Source organism: Streptomyces sp. NPDC046859 (genome assembly GCF_040645135.1).
Classification (GTDB): domain Bacteria; phylum Actinomycetota; class Actinomycetes; order Streptomycetales; family Streptomycetaceae; genus Streptomyces.
In genome coordinates, this window is record NZ_JBEYXR010000048.1 from 1 (window position 1) to 22,967 (window position 22,967).

At 69.1% G+C, this 22,967-nt stretch carries 21 protein-coding genes and 4 pseudogenes; 18 read left to right on the forward strand and 7 right to left on the reverse strand.

Features of this window, described 5'->3' with window-relative positions; genetic code table 11:
- Positions 1–295 precede the first annotated feature (295 nt).
- From ABZ899_RS35960 to ABZ899_RS35985, 6 genes are all read left to right on the forward strand, one after another.
- Positions 296–913: an ATP-binding protein gene (locus tag ABZ899_RS35960; protein ID WP_361354981.1), complete on the forward strand. Its 618-nt coding sequence runs from the start codon at positions 296–298 to the stop codon at positions 911–913.
- A gap of 431 nt (positions 914–1,344) precedes the next feature.
- Positions 1,345–2,433 carry a helix-turn-helix transcriptional regulator gene (locus ABZ899_RS35965; protein WP_361354984.1) on the forward strand — a complete coding sequence of 363 codons (1,089 nt, stop codon included), beginning with the start codon at positions 1,345–1,347 and terminating at the stop codon, positions 2,431–2,433.
- Positions 2,420–2,644 (forward strand): DUF397 domain-containing protein, encoded by a 225-nt coding sequence (locus ABZ899_RS35970; protein ID WP_361354987.1) that lies wholly within the window; start codon positions 2,420–2,422, stop codon positions 2,642–2,644. The genes ABZ899_RS35965 and ABZ899_RS35970 overlap by 14 nt, the downstream gene beginning before the upstream one ends.
- A 245-nt stretch (positions 2,645–2,889) precedes the next feature.
- On the forward strand, positions 2,890–5,844 hold the full coding sequence (locus ABZ899_RS35975) for a BTAD domain-containing putative transcriptional regulator (protein ID WP_361354990.1): 2,955 nt from the start codon (positions 2,890–2,892) through the stop codon (positions 5,842–5,844).
- A gap of 144 nt (positions 5,845–5,988) precedes the next feature.
- Positions 5,989–6,333, forward strand: a complete 345-nt coding sequence (locus ABZ899_RS35980) for an STAS domain-containing protein (RefSeq protein ID WP_361354993.1) — start codon at positions 5,989–5,991, stop codon at positions 6,331–6,333.
- Positions 6,330–7,289, forward strand: a complete 960-nt coding sequence (locus ABZ899_RS35985; protein WP_361354996.1) for a sensor histidine kinase — start codon at positions 6,330–6,332, stop codon at positions 7,287–7,289. The genes ABZ899_RS35980 and ABZ899_RS35985 overlap by 4 nt, the downstream gene beginning before the upstream one ends.
- Positions 7,290–7,633: 344 nt before the next feature.
- On the opposite strand, the gene ABZ899_RS35990 is transcribed toward ABZ899_RS35985, so the two are convergent.
- Together ABZ899_RS35990 and ABZ899_RS35995 are read right to left on the reverse strand one after the other, a co-directional pair.
- Positions 7,634–7,819: a hypothetical protein gene (locus tag ABZ899_RS35990; RefSeq protein WP_361354999.1), complete on the reverse strand. Its 186-nt coding sequence runs from the start codon at positions 7,817–7,819 to the stop codon at positions 7,634–7,636.
- Between the two features lie 131 nt (positions 7,820–7,950).
- Positions 7,951–10,488 carry an ABC transporter substrate-binding protein gene (locus tag ABZ899_RS35995; RefSeq protein WP_361355002.1) on the reverse strand — a complete coding sequence of 846 codons (2,538 nt, stop codon included), beginning with the start codon at positions 10,486–10,488 and terminating at the stop codon, positions 7,951–7,953.
- Between the two features lie 468 nt (positions 10,489–10,956).
- Here ABZ899_RS35995 and ABZ899_RS36000 point away from each other — a divergent pair, with 468 nt between their 5' ends.
- Positions 10,957–11,451, forward strand: coding sequence for a Crp/Fnr family transcriptional regulator (locus ABZ899_RS36000; protein ID WP_361355005.1), 495 nt, complete (start codon positions 10,957–10,959; stop codon positions 11,449–11,451).
- Between the two features lie 456 nt (positions 11,452–11,907).
- Here ABZ899_RS36000 and mscL read toward each other — a convergent pair whose 3' ends face one another.
- The 4 genes and pseudogenes from mscL to ABZ899_RS36020 all read right to left on the reverse strand — a co-directional run bounded on the left by mscL (position 11,908) and on the right by ABZ899_RS36020 (position 15,201).
- Entirely contained in the window at positions 11,908–12,351 is a 444-nt protein-coding gene (mscL, locus tag ABZ899_RS36005; RefSeq protein ID WP_361355007.1) for a large conductance mechanosensitive channel protein MscL, read from the reverse strand.
- Positions 12,352–12,988: 637 nt separating this feature from the next.
- Positions 12,989–13,142 (reverse strand): annotated as a pseudogene (locus ABZ899_RS36010) (IS5/IS1182 family transposase); the annotation flags it as partial.
- A 403-nt stretch (positions 13,143–13,545) separates the two neighbouring features.
- On the reverse strand, positions 13,546–13,998 hold the full coding sequence (locus tag ABZ899_RS36015) for a phosphatase PAP2 family protein (protein WP_361355010.1): 453 nt from the start codon (positions 13,996–13,998) through the stop codon (positions 13,546–13,548).
- Positions 13,999–14,157: 159 nt separating this feature from the next.
- Positions 14,158–15,201, reverse strand: coding sequence for a YihY/virulence factor BrkB family protein (locus ABZ899_RS36020; protein ID WP_361355013.1), 1,044 nt, complete (start codon positions 15,199–15,201; stop codon positions 14,158–14,160).
- A gap of 199 nt (positions 15,202–15,400) precedes the next feature.
- Here ABZ899_RS36020 and ABZ899_RS36025 point away from each other — a divergent pair, with 199 nt between their 5' ends.
- The 7 genes and pseudogenes from ABZ899_RS36025 (at position 15,401) to ABZ899_RS36055 (ending at position 19,089) form a co-directional block, all read left to right on the forward strand.
- A complete protein-coding gene (locus ABZ899_RS36025) occupies positions 15,401–15,709 on the forward strand; it encodes a hypothetical protein (RefSeq protein WP_361355016.1) in 309 nt (102 codons plus the stop codon).
- Positions 15,710–15,980: 271 nt separating this feature from the next.
- Positions 15,981–16,181 (forward strand): hypothetical protein, encoded by a 201-nt coding sequence (locus tag ABZ899_RS36030; RefSeq protein ID WP_361355019.1) that lies wholly within the window; start codon positions 15,981–15,983, stop codon positions 16,179–16,181.
- A gap of 428 nt (positions 16,182–16,609) precedes the next feature.
- Positions 16,610–16,999 (forward strand): hypothetical protein, encoded by a 390-nt coding sequence (locus ABZ899_RS36035; RefSeq protein WP_361355022.1) that lies wholly within the window; start codon positions 16,610–16,612, stop codon positions 16,997–16,999.
- Between the two features lie 198 nt (positions 17,000–17,197).
- Positions 17,198–17,325 (forward strand): annotated as a pseudogene (locus tag ABZ899_RS36040) (thioredoxin domain-containing protein); the annotation flags it as partial.
- Between the two features lie 318 nt (positions 17,326–17,643).
- The gene (locus ABZ899_RS36045) at positions 17,644–17,823 is read left to right on the forward strand and encodes a hypothetical protein (RefSeq protein ID WP_361355025.1); all 180 of its coding nucleotides are present in this window, start codon (positions 17,644–17,646) and stop codon (positions 17,821–17,823) included.
- A gap of 214 nt (positions 17,824–18,037) precedes the next feature.
- Positions 18,038–18,697 carry a hypothetical protein gene (locus tag ABZ899_RS36050; RefSeq protein WP_361355027.1) on the forward strand — a complete coding sequence of 220 codons (660 nt, stop codon included), beginning with the start codon at positions 18,038–18,040 and terminating at the stop codon, positions 18,695–18,697.
- A 29-nt stretch (positions 18,698–18,726) separates the two neighbouring features.
- Entirely contained in the window at positions 18,727–19,089 is a 363-nt protein-coding gene (locus ABZ899_RS36055; RefSeq protein WP_361355030.1) for a hypothetical protein, read from the forward strand.
- Between the two features lie 57 nt (positions 19,090–19,146).
- Here the strand turns inward: ABZ899_RS36055 and ABZ899_RS36060 are convergent, their stop codons facing one another.
- Complete coding sequence (locus ABZ899_RS36060) at positions 19,147–19,311, reverse strand: hypothetical protein (protein ID WP_361355033.1); 165 nt, start codon at positions 19,309–19,311, stop codon at positions 19,147–19,149.
- 117 nt (positions 19,312–19,428) lie between these two features.
- Here ABZ899_RS36060 and ABZ899_RS36065 point away from each other — a divergent pair.
- From ABZ899_RS36065 to ABZ899_RS36080, 4 genes and pseudogenes are all read left to right on the forward strand, one after another.
- Positions 19,429–19,754, forward strand: a pseudogene (locus ABZ899_RS36065) (FUSC family protein); the annotation flags it as partial.
- 384 nt (positions 19,755–20,138) lie between these two features.
- Positions 20,139–20,415: pseudogene (locus ABZ899_RS36070) on the forward strand (alcohol dehydrogenase catalytic domain-containing protein); the annotation flags it as partial.
- Between the two features lie 155 nt (positions 20,416–20,570).
- Positions 20,571–21,509 carry an SRPBCC family protein gene (locus ABZ899_RS36075; protein ID WP_361355036.1) on the forward strand — a complete coding sequence of 313 codons (939 nt, stop codon included), beginning with the start codon at positions 20,571–20,573 and terminating at the stop codon, positions 21,507–21,509.
- A complete protein-coding gene (locus tag ABZ899_RS36080; protein WP_361355039.1) occupies positions 21,506–22,681 on the forward strand; it encodes a zinc-dependent alcohol dehydrogenase in 1,176 nt (391 codons plus the stop codon). The genes ABZ899_RS36075 and ABZ899_RS36080 overlap by 4 nt, the downstream gene beginning before the upstream one ends.
- Positions 22,682–22,967 lie beyond the last annotated feature (286 nt).

Below are 22,967 nucleotides of genomic sequence, written 5' to 3' on the forward strand. Positions count from 1 at the left end.
GGGAGACACGCGACGACATCCACGAAGCCTTCCTCACCCTCGGATGCGCACTCATCTGCTGGAGACGCCTGAAGTCATTGCGATAGGAGTTCTTACTGCCGATGTACCACCGCTCTCCTCACCTGCTGTAAGGTGCCCGGGTACAAGCTGGCGGTGAGCCGCACCTCGATGGGGAGGGCCTTCCATGACTGGAAACGCACGAAGTGACCCGCACGGCCCTTCCGGCCCCGGCCGGTCGACCACGTGGACGTTAGACAGACCCGCTCTTCATCCAGCCCCGGCACATGGACCCGATATGACAGGTATTGATCCACGCTCCCACGCAGCCCGCCGCCCTCGTCCCGCACCTCTGGACCATGAGCCGCTTGAGAACTGGCCCGACGCGCCCGGCGTCCGTGGTGACCGGGACGACGTACTGCCGCGGAGAGCCGGAGGCGCCGACCCGGTCACGGCGAGCAGGCGCAGCCTCCCCTGTTCGGACTGCGACCTCGCCTTCGGCCGGCACCTGCACCTGCACGTAGACCCGGTGCCGGTCGAGGTGGGCAGAGTCCGCGATGCCGTGCGTACGGCCCTGCGTGCGTGGGGCTGCCCGTCTTCCGTCATCGACGACAGCGTGCTGCTCGCCAGCGAGCTCCTGGGAAACGCTGTCATGCACGGGCCGGACGCGCTGATCACGGTGAACCTGGTACACGTCGGCGACAGACTGCTGCTCGAGGTCACCGACGCCTCCCCGGTACGCCCCACGGTCCGGCAGCCGGGGCTTGAGGAGGAGCAGGGGCGGGGGATGTTCCTGGTGCAGGCCATCGCGACCGCCTGGGGGTCGCAGCAGGAGTCCCTCAGGCGGAAGACCACGTGGTGCACTCTCGCTCTCGACGGCGCCGTCCAGCCGCCGCGGCCGCCTCTGCACCCCTGATTGTTTCCTGGGACCCAACCGTCCCGACCGTCCCGACCGCCTCCGCCTCACCCCATTGAGCCTTCCTTCGCTGGGTGAATCTTTCTCGCCAGAGCGGCGGGAGAGGGCAATAGAGAGCGGTCGAGCCTGCGTCCGGGCGGGTGAGGGATCCCGCTCCCGTAAGACCAGGGCTCGACCGGGACCCCGTCCGATTCTTGCCCCGAGCACCGGTCCTACCGGTTCCTACCGCCGCTATACCGCTGCTCTCCCGCTCACAGGCACGGTGAACAAGTAGTCGCCGCCTCCACAGGCGGACTTGAGGAGGACCAGTGACCGGCGTGATGAACGACAACGGCCAGGGTGCGTCCGACCGGCCGGACGGAAGCCTCTACCGGTGGGACATCCACCACGTCTCCAACAGCCGGCACCAGCACGGGCCGTGCGGTACCTGCGTGACCGAGGACAGCGCACGCTCCTGCATCGAGGCGGCGCTGGCCGCCGCGGTCGGCCCGGACGTCTACGCCTGGGGGCTGCTCAGCCGCGTGTCCGCCGCGACGACGGATGCCGGGACGACACACGCCGGGACGATTGGGACGGAGCCGTCGTGGAGCCGTACGCCCGTCGCGTGGGCCGCACCCGGACCGGACGGAATAGTTGCCTGGCTGTCCCACGGCGGTCGGCCACTCGTCGCGCTGCAGGGGGGTGAAACGTCGGGGACGTCCACGGAGAGCATCTCGTCACTGCTGTGCCGGTTCGGTCGTGAGGTCCGGCGGTACAGGCTCACCGTCGGACTCACCCAGGCGGAGTTCGCCGATTCCGTGGACTGCACCGAGACGACGGCCGCACGCATCGAGACTGCCATGCAGATGCCGTCGTACGACTTCGCTCAACGGGCGGATCGGCTCCTGGGTGCCGATGGCGCGCTGGTGAAACTGTGGCCGTCGCTCATCCGGTCCGCATATCCGGACTGGTTCTGGCATGTCATCGAGCTGGAACAGCGAGCCGGATTCATCCAGGAATTCGAGTCCGTTGCCATTCCTGGCCTTTTGCAGACAGAGGCGTACGCGCGCGCCATTTTCACCGCCGCCCACCCGGTCGCCCCGAAACTGCAGATCGAGCAGTTCGTGGCCGCCCGTATCGACCGGCAGCGCATCCTCACCAGAGTCGAACCACCCCAGGTCATGGTGACCCTCGACGAAGGCGTCCTGCGCCGCTGCATCGGCGGGAGTCGCGTCATGAGCGAGCAACTCGGGCATCTCCTGGAGCGCGCCGACCTGCCCAAGGTCCACCTCCAAGTGATCCCGTTCAACGTCCGGCAACACCCCGGTGGTATGACGCCCTTCCGCCTCATGGGCTTCCGGGAAGGCACCGACGTCCTGTACGGGGAGACGTTCATCGGCGGGCAGACAACCGTCGACCCCGCCCAGATCCAGCAGCACAAGCTGGCTTTCAACCTGATCCAGTCCGAGGCGCTCTCCCGGGACGACTCCCGGGTCCTGATACGCGACATGAAAGAGGAATTGGACCGTGCATTCCACTGAACGGCCCTGGCGCAAGAGCAGCTACAGCATGGGAAACGGCGGCAATTGTGTCGAGGTGGCGGACGACGCCCACACCGTCGACACCCACACCGTCGTGGCGCCCGCCATCGGCGTGCGCGACAGCAAGGTTCCCGACGGGCCGGTGCTCAGGATCCCCAGGGAACAGTGGCAGGCCTTCGTCGCAGGTCTCAAGGGGCTCGAAGGGCCCTGAAGGACGCAAAGGTCCCGAAGGCCTCCGACGCCGTCGTAGAGTTCACGCGGGTACGCGTGCGGCCTTGCCTCTGGGGGGAGTTCGGGCCGAGAATTCGTGATCCGCGCGTTCCGCGTCACCGTCGACCCGGAGAGGGACACCACATGGTTGGCCAGGCCCGATCAGGCGGCCGGCGCCCGCGTACTGCCGCGCGACCGGCGTGCGTCCGACCCTGTCGGACCGGGTGACGGGCTACGGTGCGAGACATGCGGTATCGGATACTTGGGCCGCTCGAGCTCTGGCGCGACGGTCAGGAGGTTCCCCTCGCGCCAGCCAAGTGGCGGATGCTCCTGGCGGTGCTCCTCTGCGACGCGAACCAACTGGTGTCCACCGACCGGCTGATCGCGGAACTATGGGGCGCGCGGCCTCCGCAGAGCGTGAACAAGCTGCTGCAGGGCTATGTCTCGCGGGTACGGCGCGCGCTGGGCGACGAGTCGGGTGACCTGCTGGTGACGCATGTGCACGGTTACCGCGCCCACGGCTACCGGCTCGTCGTGACACCGGACGAGGTCGACTCCCACCGGTTCGTCGAACTGGTGAAGCGGGGCGGACAGGAACTCGGCCGGAACTCGGCCGATGCGGCCGCCGCCCTGCTCGGCGAGGCGCTGGACCTGTGGCGCGACGTCCCGTTCGCCGACGTGCCGCCGACACCCGCCGTGGAAGCGGAGGCCTCGCGTCTGACGGCAAGTCATACGCAGGCGCGGGAGTTACGCATCGAAGCGCGGCTGCGGCTCGGCCGCCACGAGGCCGTGCTGGACGAACTCGAGGCCCTGATCGCCGAACACCCGCTCCGGGAAGCCATGCGGGGCCAGTTCATGCTGGCGCTGTACCGGTCGGGCCGGCAGGCCGACGCCCTGGCCGCCTACCGGCAACTGCGCCACCGTCTGGCCGAGGAACTGGGCATCGAACCGGGTCCCTCCCTCCAGCAGCTCCACCAGCGGATCCTCACCGCCGACGCGTCCCTGCTCCTCGGACCCGAACCCGGACCCGAGCCGGAAGCCCGGGCTCAAAGCAGGACCGGGTCCGTCCGCGAGCCCGTCACCACTCTCGGGCCAGCCGACCGTGCCCCCGAAACCGACCCCGCTCCGTCCGGCCGCGCCCGCCCGGACCGCACCCGCCCAAACCACACCCGCCAGGACCGCGCACCCGCCGGCCGTACGGAGGCCGCGGCAGGCATACCCGCCCTGGTCCCCCGAGAACTCCCCCACGTCGGCAGCGCCTTCATCGGCCGCGCCAGCGAGAGCTCCGTACTGCGCAAGGTGCTGGACCGCGCCGACGACGGACACGTGGCGATCGCCGCGATCGACGGGACCGGTGGCGTGGGCAAGTCGGCTCTGGCGATCCACACGGCCCATCAGCTCGCCGACCGCTTCCCGGACGGCCAGTTCTACGTCGATCTGCACGGAGCCACCGTCGGCCTGACGCCCCTGGAACCGGGTGACGTGCTCGGCCGGTTCCTCAGCACGCTGGGGCTGCCGCAAGTGGCCATCCCCACCAACCCCGACGAGGCGGCCGCCACGTTCCGCTCCATGGTCGCCGACCGCCGCATCCTCGTGGTGCTCGACAACGCCGCCGGTGTGGAGCAGATCCGCCCGCTGCTCCCCGCCGGTCCTGGCTGCGCCGTACTGATCACCAGCCGCGAGATACTCACCGCCCTGGAGGGCGCCACCCACCTCCACCTCGGCGTCCTGTTCCACGACCAGGCGATGGGACTGCTGGAACGGCTCCTCGGCCCGGAGCGGGTGGCCGCCGACACGGAGGCGGCCGACGCGATCATCAGGATGTGCGGCGGCCTTCCCCTGGCCCTGAGGATCGTCGGCGCCAGGCTGGCCGCACGCCCCAGCTGGCCCCTGAGCGCATTCGTCGAGCGGCTGACCGACGCCCAGGGGCGGCTCGACGAAATCTGTGTCGGCGACGTGTCCGTACGGGCCAGCTTCCACGCCAGCTATCACGCCATCTGCCACGGCGACAATCCCACCGACCAGGCCGCGGCCCGCGCCTTCCGGCTCCTCGGGGTCGTGCCGGGGTCCAGCATGAGTCTGCCGGCGGCGGCCGCGCTGCTCGGCGTGTCGACCGGTCCGGCCGAGGACGCGCTCGAACGGCTGGTGGACGCGCATCTGCTCAACAGCCCCGCTCCGGCCCGCTACCAGATGCACGACCTGCTCCGCCTGTTCGCACGTGAGCAGGTGTGGGCGGAGGAGCCCGAGGCGGAGCGCGAACGGGCTCTGGAGCGCGTACTTCGCTTCTATCTCGGCGCCACGCGACGGGCCGTGGGCTTCCTGGAGGTGCCGTCCTACTTCGACCGTCGCGCACAGGAACACGTGTCCGCGGACATGGCCGGCACGCCGGGTCTCCCGGCGGCGCGCATCAGGGACCAGAGGGAGGCCGAGGCATGGCTGATCACCGAGCGCGCGAACCTGATCGCCACTGTCCTCGACGCCCTCACGCAGACCGACTCGACGGCGCGCCTCGCTGTGCGGCTGACGGAATTGCTGCAGTGGTACCTCTACCCGTACGCCCGCGCCCGGGAATTGTGGATCCTGGGCGAGGCGGCGGTGCGTACCGCCCGGCGTCTCGGCGAACGGGAGAGCGAGGCCTGGGCGCTGCACAACCTGTCGGCGGTGTACTGGCTGCACCGCCAGTTCGACAGAATGCGGCAGTGCCTGGAGGCGGCGCTCGTCCTTTGGCGTGCGACAGGCGACCGCGAGGGCGAACGGCGCTCCCTGCACAACCTCGCGGACGCGCTGACGGAGATGCAGTCGTACGAGGAGTCCGTGGCCCTGCAGACCCGGCAACTCGACCTCGCGCACGAGGCCGGCGACCGTACGGCCCAGGTGGTCGGCCTGGGCGACCTCGGCCGTGCGTACCGCGGTCTGGGCCGCGTCGAGGACGCCCTGGCATGCTTCGAGGAGAGTTTCCAGCACGCGCGGAAGATCGGTGACAGCAGCCTGCAGAGCTTCGCCCTCCACGAGATCAGCGCCCTCTGCTTCGAACAGGGCAGGAACCAGGAGGCACATGAGTATCTGGAACGCGCCGGGATCCTCGGCGGGGGCCATCTCACGACGTACGTCGGCTGGCGCGGCCACGCGTGGAGCGCGTTCTTCCCCGCCTGTCTCAGCCTGCGGATCGGCCCGGACACCGTCGGACCGCCGCCGCTGTGACGGGAGCCGGGCTGTGGGGGTGCCGGACATCCGTTCTCACGGGTCCGCGCGTGCGACCGGTCTACCGCCGCTATACCGGTGGCGTGCACAGTCGGTCAGGACTGCAAGATTTCAAGATTTCCGTCCCAGGACTCGGCAGGTCTCATGGAAGTCATAGCACCCAGCGAGAACCGCATTCTGCGGATCACCCCGACCGACGATCCGCCCGGCCTCCGGCTGGCCGGTGAACTCGACGCGACGCGGCACGGCGAGCTCTCCGAGGCGCTGTCCTCGTACGTGGCCGAGGAGGGTGAGGTCCGGCTCGACCTGGCCGAACTGACCTTCATCGACCTCGGCGCGCTCAGCCTGCTGACGAGCTTCGTGGAGAGCCGCGGCGGCGCCCTCCGGCTCGTCCTGGACAATCTGTCGCCCGCGGTGGGGAACCTCATCGAGACAGTGGGTTGGGAACGCCTGCCGGGGCTCGTGCAGGGGCAGAGGGGGACTTCATGACGACCGGGACACGTGCCGATCAGCCGGTGGCCGACGGCCGGCAGGGCGACCACACGGTCCGGCACCAGGCGCTGCTCTACGGCGACGAGCGGGAGTTCCTCGCGGGCACACTTCCGCACGTCCGCGAGGGCATCGAAGCCGGCGCCCCGACGTTCGTCGTGACACCGGGCAACGAGGCCGAGGCGCTGCGCGACTCGCTCGGGCAGGACGCCCAGGCCGTGCAGTTCATCGATCCCGCGGACGTCTACACGAACCCCGTCCGGGCCATGGCCGCGATGACCGCCGTCGCCAAGTCGCTCGGTCCACGCCCGGCGTGGGTGGTGGCGTCGGACGACTGGAGCCGATACCGGGACGCGATCGAGTGGGTGCGCTACGACTCGATCTTCAACCTGAGCTTCGCCAACGTGCCCTTCCGCAGTTGCTGCTGCTACAACACCGCGGTCCTGTCGTCCGACGCCATCGCACTCGTACGCCAGACCCACCCGAAGATCCTGGAGGGTGATGTACTGCGGGACAACCCTCAGTACCGGGAACCCGAGGATTTCGTCGGCGACCTCGACCGGCTGCCTCTCGCCCCTTCCCCGCAGCCGGCCGCGACGATGCGCATTCTTCCCACCGAACTGCACGCCGTTCGGGCGTTCGTCGCCGACCAGGCGAAGCGCTGCGGGCTGTCGGCCGATGCGCTGCACAACCTGCTCGTGGCCGTGACCGAGGTGGCCACCAACGCGATCCGCCACGGCGACGCCCCGGTGACGCTGCGCACCTGGCCCGACGACGGCCTGGTCTGCGAGATCACCGACTCCGGCAACTGGCAGCCCGAGGAGTTCATCAGTTGGCAGCCGCCCGAGTCCGCGGTGGACTCCGGCTTCGGACTCTGGGGGGTCGGGATGCTCTGCGACACCGTGCAGGTGCGGACGGGATCGAACGGGACGACGGTGCGGCTGCGGAGCGCCTGAGCGGCGGGAGCGCCGCGGCGCGCGGATGTCCTGACGGCTTCCGGATCCTGGCGCGCGGAAGGGCGTCCGACCTTGGCAGGAGCCAGGTCGGACGCCCTTCCGGTGGTGTCCGGCCGGTGGTGCCACCGAGATCTTGGTGGAGGACTTGGAGGACGCGGCCGGTGGGCACAGATCACCCCCTGGTCCTCGGTACTGGCTTCGCCCTCCCACGTCGACGATGCCGGAATCCCTGGCCGACACCCCCGCCGCGCCCGATGCCGGGCCGCTGGACAGCAGCCTGGCCGGCGCCCGCGCACTGTACGACCAGGGCGCGCACGCACGGCTCCCGGCCGCACTGCCCGACGTCAGATCACCCGCGCCACCGCGGCTCTGCCCGCCGTGTCCGGGTCCGCCACCTCGACCCCGACCTGATCGACGAGGAGGACTTCGCCCGGCATCTGCCCCTCACTGACCTGCCGGACGTCGGCCTCCTGTGACGCACCGGCAACCAACAGCGCACCCTCAACTTCTTCCTCCGCCGTGGCCGACACCGAAACTGCACTTCACCTCCGGCCTGTGGCCCGACACCGGCCGCCGTGACGTGTGGGGGGGCAGTCACCGCGTACATCCGCCGCCAGCGCCGCCACGGCGCCGCCCCGGTTCGGTGACGGAAGGCGCACCACTACGGCTCTCCGTTCGCCTTCCGGCACGAAGGGGCGGCATGGATGACGTGGGGCGCGGTGCACAGGTAGAGCGGGCGACCGGCCGGGACTCGGGTGCCGGGCGGGATGGTGAACGGACGGCGGTTGTCGATGTTGTCCTGGACCTCGATGCCGGAGAGCAACTGCTGCAGGACGTTGGAGGCGCGCGGCGGGTTCGCCGGATTCCAGACCCGGCCGATCGCGGCCGCCGCCGCACGGAACGCGTCTCGCCCCGTGTCCCTGTCGCTGTGCCGGTCGGTGGAGAACGCCACATACGTCAGATCGACCGCTGTGAACGTCTCCAGACTGGCGGACTTGTGCAGCTCCGGGTACTCGATCAGGACGTTGGCGTCAGCGGTGAGGAACGGGAACTTCCCCGCCTCGCCGGCGCCGCACCGGCCCTGTACGGCGTTGAGGACCCGGGGCAACGCGTTGCCCCGGGCCGCGTACAGCGTGATCCCGTCGGTCCTGCCCAATGTGCAGATCCTGGCGGCGAGCTCTTCCAGCCGGTCCTGGACACCGAACTGTTCCCGGGGTGAGTCGCGGATGACGGCGGGCGGCTGAAGGGTGACGTGCCGCGCGCGCAACTCCTCGTCCAGATCCTTCTTCAGGTTGGTGCTGTAGCGGTCGCGGTCGTCGTAGATGAGGAGAGCCTTCACCCGCCGCAGTTCGACGACGCGCCGCGCCAGGGCCCGCGCCATGTGGCGGCTGGTCGGCTGTGTCTGGAAGTAGTGCGGCGCCTCGGTGGTCATGAAGTCGCCGGTGACCGAGGCCCCGATGACGGGCAGGTCCGCCGACAGCTGGTTGATCGCCTTGACGGACTCGTCCCGGCTCTGCGCGATGCCGATCACCGCGGCGATGGTCGGGTCGTCGGCCGCCAGCTCGTTCACTCTCTTCACGACGGTGGGGGCCTGCCGGTAGGCGTAACCCACGTTGGCCACCAGCATCCGCAGGCCGGGCTTGGTCGAGTCGAACTCGAGTGCCTGCTCGTTGTAGCGCTCCATGGCCTGCACGGCACCGCGCAGTTGCAGCACTCCCGGCGGAGTGAGCTGACCGCTCCCCCGTTTCGGGTCGGCGGTCAGCGGAGCGAGGAAGACGACGGTGGCGTAGGGGCTGCCGTGGCGTTCCACGGCAGCGTTCTGACGCCGGACGCGGTCCTGAAGATCACGCAGGAGCGTCTGGTCGGGTAAGCGTGTGAAGTAACAGGCGTCCCGTGCACGCGACTTCTCGGTGTCGACTCCGACGCGTACGCCTGCTGCCGTCCAGGAGTCCCGGCACGTTGGGTCCCGATCCGGTTTCACAACGAAGACCAGGGAGATCAACGCGCCCAGCAGCACCATGGTCGTCAGCCAGCCCGCGTAGGCGGACCAGGCGCTCACCCGGCGCACCGGGACGGCCATGTAGCGCTCCAGCCAGTCACGGACGGCCGCCCTCGCCGATCCCCCCAGGGCGACCGTCAGCTGCCCGTCCCGCTCGGTTCCGGGCGGCAGTGCCTTGCCCGCCAGCAGCTCCTGCAGTGCGTTGGCGCCCTGCTGGGCCGACAAGGCACTTCCCGCGGAGCCGCCGTCGGCGGCGTTCTGCGAGTCCGCGACGCCAGCCGGCACCGGACTGGCCGCGATGAACAGCATCGGCACCGCGCGACGCCGCAGCCGCCGCGGCCAGGTGTCACGCTCTCGCGTCCGCAGTGCGAGGAAGGCGTCAAGCAGACGCTGGGCGGGCGCGCCGTCAGTGCCGCCGGTGTGCGGCAGCAGCACGGTGAAGGGCCAGATCCGGCGACGTCGGCGCGGGTTGAACAGTCCCCGTTCGGTCGCCCGGGTCAGATCCATGGCGAGCGCTTCGAGCAGCAGGCTCTGGCGCAGCGCCGCGTTGTGCCGCAGGGCCCCTTGAACCCCTAGGTGTACGGCCGCATCAAGGAACCCGAGGGCGGGAACGTTGGCGCGGCTCACCTGCTGGGCGAACCACCGAAGCCGCTTCGTCCGGTTCAGCCACCAGCCGTAGAACCACTGTGTCGGCAGGGCGACGAGGAGAATGAAGGTGATTCCCAGCTTCTGCATCACGCCGTCCGCATTCACCAGCTCGCGCAACTGGGGCAACCCCGGCGTGCGTTCCTGCCACTCCTCGTACAGCGCCCTGACCAGGATCTTGCGCTGCTGATGGGGCAGCCCCACGCCGACGTCGGTGTCCAGCACCCTGCGGCAGACCCAGTAGGTGGGCATTGGGAGCCCTTCGTCCCCCCGGGTGAGCGGAGGCATCGTGCTGTCGAACTGCTTTGCGATCTTGTCCATCAGCACGACATCGGGCTCGGGTTCAGGGTCGTCAACCGCCTGGTCGAGGACGTCCCGGTCCACGACCGCGTGCGGGACGATGCCCTTTCCGTCCTGACCTCTGAGCCGCTTTTGATACGCGTTGACGTACCTCGCTCCCAGCCCGGAGCCGTCCTCGAAGACGAGCACCGGCGGTTTACGCCTGTCCACCGGGACCGACGCCAGCGCGTCCAGCGCGCCCGTCAACCGGTGCACGCCGTCCAGTGGCGGAATATCAACGCCCAATTCTTCACCTCACGTTCGACTGAGACCAAGGTCCAAGAGGCTGGCAAGGATCTCGAGTCATTTCCGGAGATGACCCTTAAATCGCAAAGACAGACATATTCGCTACGTGTGCAGACCGAGGACGACAGCACAAACACCGAGCGCGACAGCAAAACAGGGGTTCTGTCGACCGTCGACCGACGCCTACCGGGCCGAACATAATGCGCACCAAAAGGTGGCATCCCCTCCGAAACGGACAGCAATTCGAAGGGTTCCGCGCATGGGTTACCTCTGGGGGGCGGCGGATCCGCTCGACGGCCGGGGCACGGTCATTGGCCTGCGGCGAGTCTTCTGGGCCGGATTGTCCGTGGAGTCCCGCGAGCACACAGTCCGGCTGGGACGGCCGGTGTGCTTCGAACGGGGCGAGCGGCTGCTGCGGGAGGGCGAGTACGGCCTTTCGTGGCCACCGTTACCGGCAGCGCCAAGCTGATAGGAGGCCGGCAGTTCCTGGACTTCCTCGCGTCATACGAGGAGTCGGCGCGGGCCGTCATGTGTGCGATGGCCGGGAAGCTGCGCTGGGCCACCCGGCGGCGTCAGGATGTCGGCAGCTGCCCGGTGGAGACAAGAGTGGCCCGTGTCCTGCGAGAACTGGCGCGGGCGTACGGGCAGGACTGCGCGACCGGAGTCTCGATCGGGGTGTCGCTGACCCAGCCGGAGCCGGCGGAGCTGATCGGCGCCTCCGAACCGAGCGGGCACCGGGTACTGCGCTCCCTTCGTCGGCAGGGCGTCATCGAGACCGGCTACCGCCGTGTCCTGGTCACGGATGCGCCCGTACTCTCCCTGATCGTCGCGACCGACGTGGACACCGCTCACCGGGTGGTCCCCGCGGACAGTAACCACAGGATCGCCGCAAGGACCATCGCACCCACCCGGCCGACAGCACGGCTCGTGTAGTCGTTCGTCAGGGTGGCGATCCTCGCGATGGAGCGGGCCGTCGCCCATGCCTGAGCCGTCAGCCGCCCGTTGTCGGCCCCCCTCGTGGTCCGCCCCGTCCAAGGAAAACCTGTTTGGCCTCTGCTCTATGACCGCAGTTGCAACCACGCCTCCGTGGATCGGGGTCGACAGACGGCCCCATGTGGTCATCGCCTCCAGGAACGCCCTGGAGGTCGCGTTCGGGCGTGCGGCTGGGGTGGGCGAGTCGGCCGGTCGCCTCCTGGGCCAGCCAGTCGGCCCACCGGCTGATCAACTCGTCCGAATCCCCGACGACAAGCGGGGTGAAGGGCCAGGCCACCTGCTGCATCATCATCCCCCCGCTGACGGCGGCGCGTCGGACGTCGTCGGTAACCACGGTCACCACGGACGTGCTCGCGACGGGCCCGGCAACCCCGTGCCAGGCCGTGGAGGTCGAGGTCACCCGGCGCGCTGGGTTGTCTCCCCGGCCTGAGCGGGTACGGCGGGCAGGGGGACGGTACAGGAGGCGCAGCGTCGGGCCTCGGCGGGTACGGGGCTCAGGCATTCGGGGCAGTCCCGTTTGGGGGCCTGGACGTCGTGGTGCGGGGCGAGGCGTTCGTGGAGCTTGTTGATCGGGAGCACAACCAGGAAGTACAGGGCACCGGCGAGGAGGAGGAAGCTGATCGCCGCGTTGATGAAGGCGCCGTAGGGGAACTCGGTGGCGCCCAGGGTGAAGGTCTTGCGGCTCATGTCGCCGGTGGCGCCGGTGGCCAGCCCGACGATCGGTGTCAGGAAGGCGCGGACGAAGCCGTTCACCACGGCGGTGAACGCCGCCCCGATCACGATGCCGACGGCCAGGTCGACCACGTTGCCGCGCAGGATGAAACTGCGGAAGCCCTTCACCTTCTCACCCCTAAGAGGTTGTTGACGTCGACGGGCGGCACCGAAAGGCGCGGTCAGCCCACTTCCCTTCCCCTCGGATGCCCGGCCACCTGCCCCTCATGCCGGCCCCGCCGCGCAGCGCGGTGATGGACTGGCTAGCGACGCCGCGTGCGTCGAGCAGGCCATCCCGACCAGTCGCTCAGCCTGAGATGCACCCCGAAACGGGCATTGGCCCACAGACCACCCTCTGTCCACCGCTCGGTGGCCGCTGAGCGTGAAGGTCAGCCGCTGGCGGGTATCGGGTCGGCCGGGACAGAGGGTGTCTAGTAGCAATGCCGTTGTTTTGGGACTCCGCGGGTTGGGGTCGTTGGATGCGGACTGCTTGGGTGCCGGTGCGGGCGGGTTGGGACCAGTCGTGGTGGACGTCGTTTGAGCCGGTAGTTGGACATCTTGCGTTTGACGACGCGGGGCAGGCTGCGCAGGCGTCTGGGCGGCAGGAGACGTTCGAGCAGGTCGTGCTGGAGCAGGATGAGGCGTGGATGCGCGAGAGCCAGGACCCGTCCCGTAACTGCCACTGAACGGGCAGGCCCCGGTTGGCGGGCGCCCGCCACAGCAGGTCGGCACCGCTGATGCCCCGAGGTTCTGTGTGAGGTTGTGATCAGCCGGTTGCCTTCAGCAGGTCGTTGATCCAGGTCATTGAGGCACGGAGGTGGAGGCCGGCGGTAGCTCTCGGGCGACTCGTCGTATCGAGTGGCGATGCCCCGCCAGGCCTTCAGCTTGTTGATGAGCCGCTCGACCGTGTTCCGCTCCTTGCGAGGGTGGCTGGATGGTCGACACTACGATCACCTCCCGTCTTCTGTGTTCTGGCCAACGACGGGCCGTACAGGGGCGCGTCGCGTGAGCACGCGGGTACCTCGAACTGGCGGGATCAGGACACCGCCTCGGCGCGGTACGCGAGAGGGGGGTGAGCCACGGTTTGTCGGTTACCCGCACGCCCGCGGCCCTGGTGCGTCGCGGCGGCGGCCCGGGCGACTTGCCAGCGTGTGCCTGGCAGTTGGGGCTCCCCGGCACACAAGCCGGCCCGCTCACGCAAGTTCCGAGCGGGCCGGCGCAGGCAGAAGACCCTCGACCGGGTGCTGACATCGGCGGTGCAGGCAACCCGGCGGCCACCGGCCGGTAATCACCGTCAGGCCGCAGGACCACTGGAAACGGTCGCTAGATCCAAGAGCGCACGACCAGGCGCGGGGCGCGGCGGGTGAGCCAGGCGCTGGCCAGGCCGATGGCGGCACCGGCTGCGACGTCGCTGGGGTAGTGGGCGCCGCTTTGCACACGTTCGACGGCCACCATGGCGGCCGGCACCGCGCACAGCACTCCGGCCGGCGGCCACGTCGTGGCAACCGCGGCCGTGAAGGCGACCGCGGCGGCGGTGTGCCCGGAGGGGAAGGACGAGGAGTCGGGACGGTCCTCGACCTCGTCGTGCGGAAACCACTCCTTCGGCGGCCGGGGACGCTCGGCCAACTGCTTGCACACCGCGTTGGACACCAGTTGCGCCAGGCCCACAGCAGCCAAGCCCGCGGCGGCGGCCCTGCGACCGCGCCGGCCACCCGTCCAGGCCATCACCGCGGCCGCGCCGCACCACAGCTTGGTTCCCTCCGCGGCCTCCTCCACCGCCGACAGCGTCCGGTGAAGCCTGGGTGAGGCACTGGCAGCGAGTCGCTTGGTCAAATTCCGGTCCGTCTCACGAATCCCTGCCATCACGTCCATGGTCTGCGGGTATCCCGTCGATCGTCAGCCATGCGGCGCGGAAGCGTCGGGGCTGCCAGGCGTTCAGGTCTCGTCCAGGCGGCGCCGGTCCTCCTCGTCCCACTTACGGGTGTCGCGGGGCTGGGTGTACGGCTCGGCCTCGGGCGGATGGCCGCCGGCGATGGCCCGCTGTCGTACCGTCTCCGCGTCGAACTCCAGGCCCAGCAGGACCGCCAGGTTGGAGATCCACAGCCAGACGAGGAAGACGATGACGCCGGCCATCGTGCCGTAGGTCTTGTTGTACGAGGCGAAGTTGGCAACGTAGAACGCGAAGCCGGCGGAGGCCAGCAACCAGATCACCAGGGCCAGGGAACTGCCCGGCGTGACCCACCGGAACCCCTTCACCTTCGCGTTGGGGCTCGCCCAGTACAGGATCGCGATCATCACGATGACCAGAACGACGAGGACCGGCCACTTGGCGATCGACCACACCGTCACCGCCGTGTCCCCGGCCCCCAGCGCCTGCCCGGCCCGGCGGGCCAGCGAGCCGGTGAACACCACGATCAACGCGCTGATCACGGCCAGCACCATCAGCACGACCGTGACCCCGACCCGCACCGGCAGTACCTTCCACACCGGGCGGCCCTCGGGCATGTCGTAGACGGCGTTGGATGTACGGATGAACGCCGCCACGTAACCGGACGCCGACCAGATCGCCAGTGCCAGACCGACAAGGGCCATGACCGACCCGATACCGGCATTGCCCTGCAACTGCTCCACAGCCCCAGTGATGATGGTGCGGGCGGAGCCGGGGGCGAACTGTTTGAGGTTGTTCAGCACCGTGTCGGTGGCCGACTTTCCGGCAATGCCGAGCAGGGAGACCAGCGCCAGCAGCGCCGGGAACAGCGACAACACCCCGTAGTACGTCAAGGCCGCGGCGCGGTCCGCCAGTTCATCGTCCTTGAACTCCTTCAGCGTCCCCTTGAGGACCTTGCCCCACGACCGCTTGGGCAACTTGGTCGGGGCATCCGGTGCCCGCTGTTCGACCTCGGGACCCGGACCGGCCTCCTCCGGTGCAGGCACCTCGTCCTCACGGTCGGCGTCTTTTTCTGGATGCAGTTTCGCCATACCCACTGAGTAACCCGCGCCAGGCCCCTAACGCCCACTTGGCAGCCTCGGCCTGATCCCCGCCCAGGCCGGGCGAAGGGCCCCATGGATCAGGCCGAGGCCGTCGAAAGCGTCGGCCAGACCGGCGGCCAGCGATAGAGCGAGCGCGGCTGTCCCGTGGGCGCGGCTGCTCCCGCTCAACCTGGTCGGCCCTGCGTCCGTGAGCGGCCATGCGCCGGCGCTGTCCGCCGTGAAGACCTGGGTCCAGGCCATCGAAGCAGCCCGCGACGCGGCCGGCTGGTCACCAGACGTCGCCCGCAAGGTACTGGCCCATCTCACCGAGGACATCCTCGCGGAGCCGGTGGAGGAAGCGCTCGAGAAGAGTCGCCCGCCGAGTTGGGCGCCTTGGTCGACGCGGCGGCGAACGGCACTTCGGCACTTCGTACCGTCACCGCAGGTCGTGGAACCGCTTCGTCGCTACCCGACCCGCCTCGATTCCGCAGAGAAGGTCGCCCTGTGGAACGCCTAGACCACCCACTGGTCGTGGGCTCCCCCCACTCCGGACGCCGTCGCCGCCGCGCTCACCCTCGGTGACCAGACCTACCAGGCCCTTCTGCGCCTGGTGAAACCCGCGTGCACCACCGGACTGGCCCTGGTCGAAGGTGAAGGCCCCGTTGGGCCAGCTGTCAGGCGACCGCGAAACCCGGCCGCACCGGCAGGTCGGCGCCGTCGCGCCACACGACGCCCTTTGCGGCGCTCCTCGCCCAATGTCACCTGTGGCCCCGGTGGACACTCCCCCCGTGGTCGACATCGTGCTCGACCTGACTCTTCCAGACATCGACGTGCTCAGTGTCATCGACCGGACCACCGTCCGGCTGGCAGCCCACCTTTTGGGCCGCAGCGTCACGTCCCACCCGGAGGGCCGTTCGGAGCCGCAGGAGAGGGCACACCGTGGACCAGTTCAGGAGCTGGAAGAAGTACGCGCGCGTCATGGAGAGTGATATCGCACGCACCGGCTACGCGGATGCGGAGTTACGGTGCGCCGGGCGGAGCACGGCGTACGACAGAGGCCCGGTGGGCGTGGATCGGCGGCGCTGCGGAGCTGACCCGCGAGGAGCGGCCGCACGGGCTGGAGCTGGTGTGGACCGACCTCGTCCACGGGCTGGTCGTGCCAGCAGCGAGGCGGCGACAGGCGCTGGTCGCGTTGCCGGTGCCGGTGCTGGCGGCGCCGGAGCGATCACCCCTCTGCTGCCGGCCCTCATGGATCGGCAGCACGGGCACGAGCACCAGACCGGACGGCGGCTCGCCTGTGCGGGCCTCCTCATGCTCCCCTGTCCACCACGATGGAGTTCACCGTGGTCGCCTGCGCGGACGTCGTGATCGAGAACGTGAAGGCGGGGGCCGCGGCCCTCGGATCCGGCGACTGGGCATGGACGAGGTCCAGGCCGTACTGCTCGACACCTGGGATACGGCCGCCGAACCGCTGCCCGGCGTCATCGGCGACCCGGCCAGCCTGTCGTGGGCCGCCCCGCCCACCACCGAACTGCGGATGGCGTGCGAGCAGCCCGCCGACAACAGCGTCCTGCCAACCCTGGACACCCCCGTCGACCTGACGCCGCTCGGCACCAAGGAGGGCCGCCCCAGGTCAGAGATGGCCGTTACCATCACCACGGCGCCCGCCATGGGCCGCGCAGAGCGCCAGGAACTTGCCGTGACCCACCGTAGTGAACGCTTTGGGCTGACCTGCGATGACACGTCCCCGCAAGTGTCACAAGGTGTGCGCGGCTGTCGACCACCGGCGGCACTCCGTTCTCTCTGACCCTGCGGGAGGGCGAGCGATCTTTGGCGTACCCGCTCTGGGGCCGGCGCACCCGACATCTGGGGATGTCTCCTTCGTACCCGTGGGGCGACCGGACCTGTGCATTCCTGACTCGCCAGGCGCAGGTATGGAGCCGCCCGGTTCGTCACCCTGGGGAGGTGCTCGGGACTTTCCGTGTGCACAGGTAGGAACCTGGCGTGGGCCACCTGGTGCGGCCCCTGCCGCATGGTCAGCCCCGCGCCCTCGGGCAGGTCGCCCGCGACCTTGCTGGACGGATCGAGCCCGTCAAATTAGGCGCAGCGCCTGCGCACGTCCTGTGTTCGTAGGCCGAGCAAGCGATGGCGGGCCGGCGAACCTCTGCAGGAGGGGGAACAGATGGACCGCCGCGGAAGCGCGGAACAGAACTGCACGTCTCAAATACGAACCATGAGTTCCTCTGACGAAGCAGGCACCTTCGCCCGGCCGGCCGGTCCGCCGCGCCGCGTCCCGGAGCGCGCTCCGCCTACCTGACCGTCAGCGACGTCTTCCCCCTGGAGACCCGAGCCCTGTCCATTTCCCTGTTTTTCGCCGTCGGCACCACCCTGGGCGGCATCACCGGGCCGCTGCTGTTTGGGCACTTCATTGAAAGCGGCAACACCGTCCTCGTGACCACCGGCTTCTTCATCGCAGCGGCGGCCGTGGCCCTCGGCGGGTCGGCCGAGGTCGCCTTCGGATTGAAGGCCGAACAACAGTTCCTGGAGAACATCGCCAGGCCGTTGGCTGCTGAGGAAGCCTACGGGGCCCGCGCTTCCTTTGCCGGACCTTCGCCGACCTACGCCTCATGAACCGACTGGACATCGACGGACGCCCGCCGCTCTCGCGCACCGAGGACCGTCTGGGAGTCCGGCACCGACCCGACCGGACCACCCTGGGAGGCCTACTGCGTTCGCTGCGGCCGGCGAACGGCGGATGTGGTGGTGCGGTCGCATGGATCCGAGAAGGAACTGATCATTCGGCCGCTCCGGACGATGAACAGCACATCACGAGCTGGGAGGAACAATGCGGAACCTGACACTGAGCAAGATCGGCACACAGCTGTTGCGTCTGCGCCACGACTCGTCACACAGCTCACAGGACCGGACCGCGCCGGCCGGCTACGGACTGGACCACAGGCAGGTCGCCGCATTCGTCGCCGGTACGCTGGACGCGGAGGGCGAGGCGGCGCTCGCCCGTCAGGTGGCGCGGCTGCTGCCCTTCCACTGGACCTGGCTCAGCCAGGTCGCGCAGGAGATGTCGCAGATCATGGACCACTTCGGTGATCAGCGCGAGCTGATGGCCTGGCTGGATCGGCACCCCGGCCTGCCTCGGCTGGTGGCCCGCCTGTACATCTTCATGGGCCTCCTCGACAGGTACAGCGCGGTTCCCGCGGTCGTGACCGCGATGCGTGAGTACCGGGAGCGCACACCGTATCCGCCGGGCCTGGAGTCCTACTTGGTGCCCGCCACCGATGACGACACGCTCGCGAGCATTGCTTTCAAGATCGAGGAACTGCTTGGCGAGGAGCGGACCGGGGAGGCCGTCGAACTGGCCCTGGCCACCGCGGCATGGCTGCAGCAGATCGCGCCGCGCGCGCGGGAACTCGATCCTGAGGTCGGCGACTTGAACGAGCTGATGGGGCAGGCCCGAGAGGACATCCGGGCGGCAGCAGCCGACACCTGAACACGACTGTCGACAGGGCGGTAAACGGCATGACGGTGAAACTGAACGCGAGGGCGTTCAACCACGCAAAGAAGCTGACCGAAGAGGACCGGATCGTCCTGGACGACCGGGACGAGTGGAGCGAGCACCGGCCTTCGGCAGCGGACGAGAACGCCTACCTCGAGGAGCACGGATTCAACGACTACGCCAGGTGGTACCTGGGCGTCGATGATGAGATGGGAGAGGAGACCAAGGGCCGGTACAAGTTCCCCTACGGCGATTTCGAGCGCGTCCACCGCTGCGGTGTGCTCTCTGCCGAGGTCCGCGCGGGACAGCAGAAATACGCGGACATCGAGAACGCCACCGCGCACCTGCACGGACTGCTGGACGGCAGGCGGGCTGGAAACCGGTGACGGCGTCGGAAAAAGTGCACCCTCACCCGGCCCCCGGCTACGGGTCGTCCAGTGCCGCTAGACGTCGTCGCCCCGCTCGCCCTCCGCCTGGGACGGCTCACTTCGGGGAACATCGGGGTGCTGCTCCGTAGCGGTACGCTCGCCGGTCTCGTCCCGCTCGCCCTCGGCCTGCGAAGGCGTGCGCGAGTACCAGGCGTCGTAATCAGGGGCTCCGGATTTCATGACGGGCCTCCTTCGTCGCTCACGTCCATCCTCCCCCCTCAGGCCCCGGTGGAACCGTCTGCGGCCTCAGCGTGCGAACGGTAATCCTGCGTCACCCAGAGGGGCGATCCGCGCCCGGTGATGCGCCCGGTCTTCCACCAAACGTACGCGCGTGCGGTGGCCCGTCTCGCCGGGACCCTGGGGGGGCGCGCTCGCCACCGGCATGGTGCGCGTCCTGGGCCCGGACGCCCACCTGTCCGCCGCGCCGGCGGTGCTCTCGGCGGGCCTGTCGTACACGCTGAACCGGACCGGCTACGCCTACTCCCAGTGCTTCACCGCCGCGTACCTCGTCTTCCTGCTCGGCATGGGCGGCCAGGCATGGGAGCAGACGGTCCCGGAGCGGGTGGTGCTGACCCTGCTCGGCGGGGCCCTGGCCATGCCGGGCGTACGTGGTGTACCCCGCAGGCGGGCTGTGCGGAGCAGCTCGGCCACGACGAACCGACCAGGCTGCTGTCCAGGGAGGAGAGAACGACCGTCTCCTACGACGAATCTCAGACCCAGGTCACTGGCGGGTGACCGTGGCCAGAGGTGCCGCTGACAGTGGCCACCCCCGGCGAAAAATGCGGAAATGACCGTTTCGGTCGCAGGTTGACGGGGACCCGAACCGCACGCCGCCGGAGCACCGAGGCTCCGCCCGGCAGACTGCGTGAAACAACCGTTCCCCTTGAGGCAGGCGATCGGCTCGCGTAAGCGTGCCGAAACCACGGACTCCGGCCCCGCATGGTCGAGAGCCTGGCTCCCTGCGCCGTTTCCGTCACCGTCATGCAGCGACATCCAGGGAATTCGTCATGGAGGCAGCGGCATACGAAGGACCGCGAACGGTCACCATGAAGGACGTACCGGACGCGGGCACCCCTGCGACATCATGGTCAAGATCACGGCCACCAACATCTGCGCTTCGAACCAGCACATGTACGAGGCCGCACCTCGTTCGAGTCCGGACGCACGCTGGGGCTCGAGAACCTGGGCCAGGTCGTGGGGGTCGGCTCGGCCGTGCGCAAGGTGCAGGTCGGCGGACACGTGCTACCGCCTTTCAACATTGCCTGCGGCTTCTGCAGGCAGTGCGTATCCGGCCACGGTTTTGGCCCGGGGCCGGACGCCCTCTTCGCCAACAGTCGGCTGCCTGGATCTGGAGCACGCGCATACTCCGGCGTTGTCCGCTGTGAAGCCTCCTGAAGCGACTTACCTTCCGTTCACCTCTCCGTACGTGAGGAGCACCGATGACAACCGACACCCGCTCCACCTCCCGCCTGCGACACGATCCGCTCGTCCATGGCCTCGGTCGGGCCAGTGCGCTCCTGGGCGTGCCCCAGGTCGCCGCCCCGGCAGGCTTCGCGCGGGCCCTGGGCGTCGTGGGTCACGCCCCCCGACACCGATCGGCCGCGCCGGCCGCCGGCGTGCGCGAACTAGCGGCGGCAACAGGGCTGCTGGGACGGCCGCATCCCGTCCGGCTCTGGGCTCGCGTCGGCGGCGACCTCATGGATCTGACGCCGCTCGCCCGGGCCTCGAAGAACCACAACGGTCGCGGCCACGGAACCACCGTGGCCGCGACGGCCGCGGTCACCGGCATCACGGCCGCGGTCGTCTACGCGGCCGCCCGCGCTCGTAAGAGCACCCCCATGGAACTGACCGCGGTCACCACGGTCACCCGGTCCCCGGACGAGGCATACACCCTCTGGAAGGACCTGGAGCGACTGCCGGACTTCATGGTGCATCTGGATGAGGTGCACGTGACCGGCCCGCGCACCAGTCACTGGCGGGCCAGCGCACCGTTCGGCAAGACCGTCGAATGGGACGCCGAGATCACTCAGGACGTCCCGGGCCAACTGATTGCCTGGCGGTCGCTGGACGGTGCCGACATCGACAACTCCGGCGACGTCCGCTTCGTGCCGGCGCCCGGCGGCCGGGGCACGGAGATAAGGGTGTCCCTGCGCTACCAACTGCCCGGTGGAGCGGTCGGGAAGGCGGCGGCGCGCTACTTCGGCGAGGAGCCGCACCAGCAACTGGACGACGATCTCCGCCGCTTCAAGCAGATCGCGGAGATCGGTGAGGTCGTCCGCTCCGAGGGCGCACCCGGCGGCAAGCGGGCCCGCGGCGAGTTCCCGCAGCACCCGGCCCGACCCCTGACCGAGGACGAACTGAAGGAGGCCCTGTCATGAAGGCCAACTGCTGGACGGGACGCAACTCGGTCGAGGTGCAGGACGTCCCCGATCCCTCGATCCTGAACAGCCGCGACGCCATCGTGAAAATCACCTCGACGGCGATCTGCGGCTCCGACCTCCATCTCGTCGACGGCTACGTGCCGACCATGGAGAAGGGCGACATCCTGGGCCATGAGTTCATGGGAGAGGTCGTCGAGGTCGGCCCCGGCATCAGCGACGGCAAGGTGCGCGTCGGCGACCGGGTCGTGGTGCCCTTCCCTATCGCCTGTGGCGCTTGTGCGTCCTGCCGCGCGGAGCTGTACTCGTGCTGCGAGAACACCAACCCCAACGCCGGCATCTCGGAGAAGATGTTCGGCCATCCGACCTCCGGCATCTACGGGTACTCACATCTCACCGGCGGCTTCGCCGGCGGCCAGGCCGAGTATGGGCGGGTGGTACTCGCCGACGCCAACGCCCTCAAGATCGAATCGGACCTGACCGACGAGCAGGTGCTCTTCCTGTCCGACATCCTGCCGACAGGTTTCATGGGCGCCGACATGTGCGACATCGAGGAAGGTGACGTCGTCGCCGTCTGGGGTGCCGGACCGGTCGGCCAGTTCGCCATGGACAGCGCCCGGGTCCTGGGAGCGGAGAACGTCATAGCCATCGACAAGGAGACCTACCGCCTCGACATGGCCGACGCGCAGGGCTACACCACCATCAACTTCGACGACACCGACGTACGGTCCGCCCTGCTCGAACTCACCGGCGGCCGTGGCCCCGACAAGTGCATCGACGCGGTCGGCATGGAGGCCACACACGGCGCCTCCCACATCCACCTCTACGACCGTGCCAAGCAGGCGGCTCGCTCCGAGACCGACCGGCCGCACGCCCTGCGCCAGGCCATCATGTCCTGCCGGAGCGGCGGCGTGGTCTCGGTCATCGGCGTCTACGGCGGGATGATCGACAAGTTCCCGGCGGGTGCCTGGATGAACAGGTCACTGACCCTGCGGACCGGACAGTGCCACGTGCAGAGGTACATGCAACGGCTGCTGGGCATGATCGAGCAGGGCAAGATCGATCCCACCCGGATCATCACCCACCGGCTGCCCCTGACCGAGGCACCGACCGGCTTCGACCTGTTCAAGAACAAGAAGGACCATTGCGAGAAGGTCGTCCTCAAACCGTGAGGAAGGCACCGAGGAACGGCGGCACCACGCGTCTCTGGCACCGCTAGCCCCTTCAAGGCGCAGGTCGCTGACCTGCGCCTTGACCTGTGGCGCGGCGGTGCAGGTAGGTGGTGGGCTGTCGATTCGTTCCCCGTAGTTCCCCGCGCAAGACGCAGGCATGCCGGTCAACGACGCCCATGACGGCCGGTCAGCTAGTGTCCTGCGCCGGAGATCCGTCGGCAGATTCGTGCGAGGGATTCGAGGATCTCCTCGGCGGTCTTGGTCCAGATGAACGGCTTGGGGTCTG